The sequence below is a fragment of the Streptomyces sp. URMC 126 genome (assembly GCF_051386555.1).
Lineage (GTDB): Bacteria > Actinomycetota > Actinomycetes > Streptomycetales > Streptomycetaceae > Streptomyces.
In genome coordinates, this window is sequence record NZ_JBPQTX010000412.1 from 1 (window position 1) to 5,344 (window position 5,344).

4 protein-coding genes are annotated in these 5,344 nt (G+C 73.6%); 2 read left to right on the forward strand and 2 right to left on the reverse strand.

Annotation, left to right across the window (positions count from 1 at the left end; genetic code table 11):
* Positions 1–74 precede the first annotated feature (74 nt).
* Together dusB and ACSNOK_RS30315 are read right to left on the reverse strand one after the other, a co-directional pair.
* Complete coding sequence (dusB, locus tag ACSNOK_RS30310; RefSeq protein WP_436784000.1) at positions 75–1,208, reverse strand: tRNA dihydrouridine synthase DusB; 1,134 nt, start codon at positions 1,206–1,208, stop codon at positions 75–77.
* A 355-nt stretch (positions 1,209–1,563) separates the two neighbouring features.
* Positions 1,564–2,475 carry a helix-turn-helix transcriptional regulator gene (locus ACSNOK_RS30315; protein WP_436784001.1) on the reverse strand — a complete coding sequence of 304 codons (912 nt, stop codon included), beginning with the start codon at positions 2,473–2,475 and terminating at the stop codon, positions 1,564–1,566.
* A 111-nt stretch (positions 2,476–2,586) separates the two neighbouring features.
* On the opposite strand from ACSNOK_RS30315, the gene ACSNOK_RS30320 reads away from it, so the two are divergent.
* Both ACSNOK_RS30320 and ACSNOK_RS30325 read left to right on the forward strand, forming a co-directional pair.
* A complete protein-coding gene (locus ACSNOK_RS30320; protein ID WP_436784002.1) occupies positions 2,587–4,074 on the forward strand; it encodes an MFS transporter in 1,488 nt (495 codons plus the stop codon).
* A 133-nt stretch (positions 4,075–4,207) separates the two neighbouring features.
* A complete protein-coding gene (locus ACSNOK_RS30325; RefSeq protein ID WP_436784003.1) occupies positions 4,208–5,212 on the forward strand; it encodes an aldo/keto reductase in 1,005 nt (334 codons plus the stop codon).
* The last annotated feature ends 132 nt before the right edge of the window (positions 5,213–5,344 follow it).

The window sequence follows — 5,344 nt, forward strand, 5'->3', positions numbered from 1 at the left end:
GTCTGGGGGCTTCGCCCCCAGGAATCGGCGAAGGGGCGGGACCGGGGCGCAGCCCGCCGCAGGCGCCCCACGCGTCACCCCCCGGAGGTGTCGAGCTCCGCCTCCGCGCCCACCACCGCGCAGTCGTACGGGTCGTCCAGCCACCCGTCCGGCAGCACGACCCGGCTACGCCCCGACGTCCGCCCCCGCGGCCCGTCCGCCCCCGCGGGCCACGCCTGATCCAGGTCGAGCCCGCTCAGAAGAGCGTCGAGCTCCGCCAGCGACGACGTCACGGCGAGCTGCCGCCGCAGCTCGGACCCGATCGAGAACCCCTTCGTGTACCAGGCGACGTGCTTGCGGAAGTCGATGACGCCGCGCTCCTCGCTCTCCAGCCACTCCCCCAGCAGCTCCGCGTGGCGCAGCATCACCCGCGCCACCTCCCGCAGGGTGGGCGCGGCGGGCTCCCGGGGGCCCTCGGGGTCGAAGGCGGCGACCAGGTCGCCGAAGAGCCAGGGCCGGCCGAGGCAGCCGCGTCCGACCACGACGCCGTCGCAGCCCGTCTCGCGCATCATCCGGACGGCGTCGTCGGCCGACCAGATGTCGCCGTTCCCGAGGACGGGGATCTCCGGGACGGCCTCCTTCAGCCGGGCGATGGACTCCCAGTCGGCGGTGCCGCCGTAGTGCTGGGCGGCGGTGCGGCCGTGCAGGGCGATGGCGGTGACGCCCTCCTCGACGGCGATCCGGCCGGCGTCCAGGAAGGTGATGTGGTCGTCGTCGATGCCCTTGCGCATCTTCATGGTGACGGGCAGCGACCCGGCGTTGCCGACGGCCTCGCGGAGGATGGCGCGCAGCAGGTTCCGCTTGTAGGGGAGGGCCGAGCCGCCGCCCTTGCGGGTGACCTTGGGGACGGGGCAGCCGAAGTTGAGGTCGATGTGGTCGGCGAGGTCCTCGTCCACGATCATGCGGACGGCGCGGCCGACGTAGAACGGGTCGACGCCGTAGAGCTGGATCGAGCGCGGCTTCTCGGTGCCGTCGAAGTGGATCAGCCGCATGGTCTTGGCGTCCCGCTCGACCAGCGCCCGGGTGGTGATCATTTCGCTGACGAACAGCCCCTTGCCACCCGAGAACTCGCGGCACAGCGTGCGGAAGGGCGCGTTGGTGATCCCGGCCATCGGGGCCAGGACCACCGGCGGCTGCACGGTGTGCGGACCGATCTGGAGCTGCGTCATGGAGGGGCTTCCTCGTTCGTGCGGGTACGGGCGGGTCGCGGGCCAGGGGGCCGAGGGGACGGCGCCCGAGGGAACGGCGACCGTCCATTGTCCCTCATCCGGCGGACCGGATCCCGCGGCTCCGGTCACCCCGGCTCCCGCTTCCCTCGCCGCCCCCCCCTCCGCGCTTCCGTGCCCTTCCCCGCTCTATCGCGCCCGTCTCCGCTTCTTCGCGCTCCCGCCGCGCGTTCCGGGGCGCACTTCGGGCGCGCAGCGCGCGGCAGGCGCGCGGCATACGGCGACGGCGCGGGGCAGCCGACGGCGGGGCGCGGCAAGCGGCTGCGGGGCGGTGGGCGACGGCAGGGCGGCGGGCTGCTCACCCCTCCTCGGCCCGCACCAGTTCCAGCAGCCGGTGCAGCCGCTCGTGCGTCTCGTCGTCGGCGGGGGTGAAGGTGAGGAGCCGGGTGCCGGGGGCGGGGCCGGTCCAGAGGTTGGTGTAGTCGAGGTTCAGCAGCCCCACCCGGGCCTGCCGGTAGGTGCGCTGCCGGTTGGCCGCCGGAGGGATCACCTCGTGCCGCTCCCACATCTCCCGGAAGTCAGCGGACGCCTCCTGCAACCGCTTGAGCAGGCACTTCCAGGCCGGCTCGGCGATGTGATCCGCCATCGCGGCCCGGAACTTCGCCGCCATGGCCCGCTTGGTCTCCTCGCGGTCGATGACGTCGGCGTACCAGGTCTCGTTGGTGAAGTGCAGCCAGAGGCAGTTGCGTTCCTCGGGCGGCAGGGCGTCCAGGTCGCAGAGGAGGTGCTTGTACGTGCGGTTGTACGCCAGGATGTCGTAGCGCGCGTTCTGGACGCAGGCGGGGAAGGGCTCCAGCTGCTCCAGCATCAGGCGCAGCCCCGGCGGGATGCCCGTGGGCTCGGCGTTGGGCGCCGGGTCCGTGGCGTTGGCCAGGGCGAAGAGGTGGGAGCGCTCGGCGCGGTCGAGCAGCAGCGCCCGGGCGATGGCGTCCAGCACCTGGGCGGAGACCTGGATGTCGCGGCCCTGTTCCAGCCAGGTGTACCAAGTGACGCCCACGGCGGCCCGCAGGGCGACCTCCTCCCGGCGCAGCCCCGGCGTCCGCCGTCTGCTGCCGCGGGGCAGGCCCACCTGCTCGGGGGTGATGCGTTCGCGGCGGCTGCGGAGGAAGGCCGCCAGTTCGGCGCGGCGCGCCTCGTCGTCGATGTCGCGGACCCCGCCGTCGAGAACGGCGATCGGAGCGGCCGGCGACTCCGGCACCATCGTGGTCATACCTCCAGCCTGCGATACGGCGACCCCGGTGTCAGGACCGTTACCGGGTAGTCCTTGTACCAGGATAAAGGCTCTCTGGTACCAGGTTGCGGACTGCGTCATCGTCGTCGTGTGAACGAAGCACGCATAGCCGACGAGACACCCGTCCCATCCCCGACACCGCTGTCCTCTCCCTCTGCCGACGCCGCTCCCCCCGCCGGACCCGCCCGCTCCCGCGGGGCGGTGCTGGGCACCGGCGGCCTCTTCACGGTGCTCCTCGGCGCCGCCCTGCCGATGGTGGACTTCTTCATCGTCAACGTCGCCCTGCCCGCCATCGACCGCGATCTGCACGCCGGTCCGGCGGTCCTGGAGATGGTCGTCGGCGGGTACGGCGTCGCGTACGCCGTACTGCTGGTGCTCGGCGGGCGGCTGGGCGACATGGTGGGCCGCCGCCGGATGTTCCTCTGGGGAACGGCCGCGTTCGGTGTGACGTCCGTGGCGTGCGGTCTGGCACCGGACGCCTGGAGCCTGGTGGCCGCCCGCGTCGCCCAAGGCGCCGCCTCGGCGCTGCTGCTGCCGCAGGCCCTGGCCACGATCCAGGCGGCGACCCACGGCGAGCGCCGCACCCGCGCGATGAGCTGGTACAGCGCCACCGCCGGAGTGTCCAGTGTGATCGGCCAGATGCTGGGCGGCTTCCTGGTCTCCGCCGACATCGCGGGCTCCGGCTGGCGCCCGATCTTCCTGGTCAACGCGCCGCTTTCGGTGCTCGCGCTGCTGCTGGCGGCGCGGCTGATCCCGGAGACGCGTTCCGACCGGCCGACCAGGGTGGACGGCGCGGGCACCGTCCTGCTGTCGCTGACCCTGGCCTCGCTGCTGGTGCCGCTGACGGAGGGGCGCTCCACCGGGTGGCCGGTGTGGTCCTGGGTGCTGCTGGGCGCGTTCCCGTTCGCCGCGGCGGCGTTCTGGGCGGTCGAACGGCGGATGGAGGCCGCCGGGCGGACTCCGCTGGTGCCGCCGTCCCTGCTGCGGATCGGCTCGGTCCGCAGCGGCCTGGCGGTCCTGGTGCCCTTCTCCCTGGGCTGGGGCGGCTACATGTTCGTCCTGGCCGTGGTGTTCCAGGAGGGGCTGCGCCTGAACCCGACCGAGGCCGGCCTGGCGCTGCTGCCGCTGTGCGTCACCTTCTTCGTCGGTTCGCTGCTCGGCCCCCGGCTGGGCGCCCGCTACGGCCGCCGCGCGGTGACCGCCGGAACGCTGGTCCAGGCGGCGGGCGTGCTCGGGATGGCCCTGACCTTCCTCTGGGGCTGGGACGACCTCGGCGTCTGGGGTCCGATGCCGGCCCTGGCGGTGCAGGGGCTGGGCCAGGGCCTGCTGCTGCCGCCCACGCTGCGGGCCGTGCTGAGCGAGGTCCCGGCGACGCAGGCGGGGGTCGGCGGCGGGGTGATGGTCACCACGCAGCAGTCGTTCATGGCGCTGGGCGTGGCGACGCTCGGCTCGCTGTTCCTGTCGCTGTCCTCCTCGATGGGGGTGCGGGACGCGGTGGTGACGACGTTCGGAGTGCAGCTGGTGGCGGTGGCGGCGACGGCGGTGCTGAGCACGCGGCTGCCGAAGACGATGCGCTGAGGGGCAGCACACGCGAGGACACACATGGAATGACAGATATTGAAATCTGTCATTCCATGTGCCACCCTGAAGGTGTCCGGCTTCCGCCCACCCCTTCCGTCCTCCCCTCCTCCCCCGCCCCGAAGGAGTCCCCGTGCTGTACCGCACTCTCGGCACCACCGGCCCCCAGGTCTCCGCCCTCGGCCTCGGCTGCATGGGCATGTCCGCCCTCTACGGCGAGGCCGACCGGACGGAGTCGATCGCCACCATCCACGCCGCCCTGGACGCGGGCGTCACCCTGCTCGACACGGGTGACTTCTACGCCATGGGCCACAACGAGCTGCTGATCGGCGAGGCGCTGCGTTCCGCCCCGGCCGCCCACCGCGAACGGGCGCTCACCAGCGTCAAGTTCGGCGCCCTGCGCGACCCGGACGGCGGCTGGGCGGGCTACGACGGCCGCCCGGCGGCGGTGCGCAACTTCGCCGCGTACTCGCTGCAGCGGCTGGGCGTCGACCACATCGACGTCTACCGGATCGCCCGCGTCGACCCCGACGTGCCGATCGAGGAGACCGTCGGCGCCATCGCCGAGCTCGTCGAGGCCGGCCATGTCCGCCACATCGGCCTGTCCGAGGTGGGCGCGGACACCCTGCGCCGGGCCGCCGCCGTCGCCCCGATCTCGGACCTGCAAATCGAGTACTCGCTGATCTCGCGCGGCATAGAGGACCGCATCCTCCCGACCGCCCGCGAGCTCGGCATCGGCGTGACCGCCTACGGCGTCCTCTCCCGCGGTCTGATCAGCGGCCACTTCGGCCGCGACCGGCGGCTCGCCGCCGGTGACTTCCGCGGCGTGAGCCCCCGCTTCCAGGGCGAGAACCTCCAGCGCAACCTGGACCTGGTCGACGCCCTCCGCAAGGTCGCCGAGCAGCGGGGAGCGACCGTCGCCCAGACGGCGATCGCCTGGGTCCTGGCCCAGGGTTCGGACATCGTCCCCCTGGTGGGCGCCCGCACCCGCGAGCGCCTCGCCGAGGCGCTCGGCGCGCTGGACGTCACCCTGGGCCCGGACGACCTCGCCGCCATCGAGGCGGCCGTCCCCGCGGACGCGGCGGCGGGCGAGCGCTACCCGGCGGACCAGATGGCGCACTTGGACAGCGAGCGGTGAGCGGGGCGGGAACGGACGGGCGGCCGACGGCCCCGGACAGGTGACAGCCGGGGGGGGCGACGACGGCCAGGCGATCGGCGGGTGCGGAACACCGCCCTCCCCCGCCCCCCTCCTCCCCCACGGGACACCGAC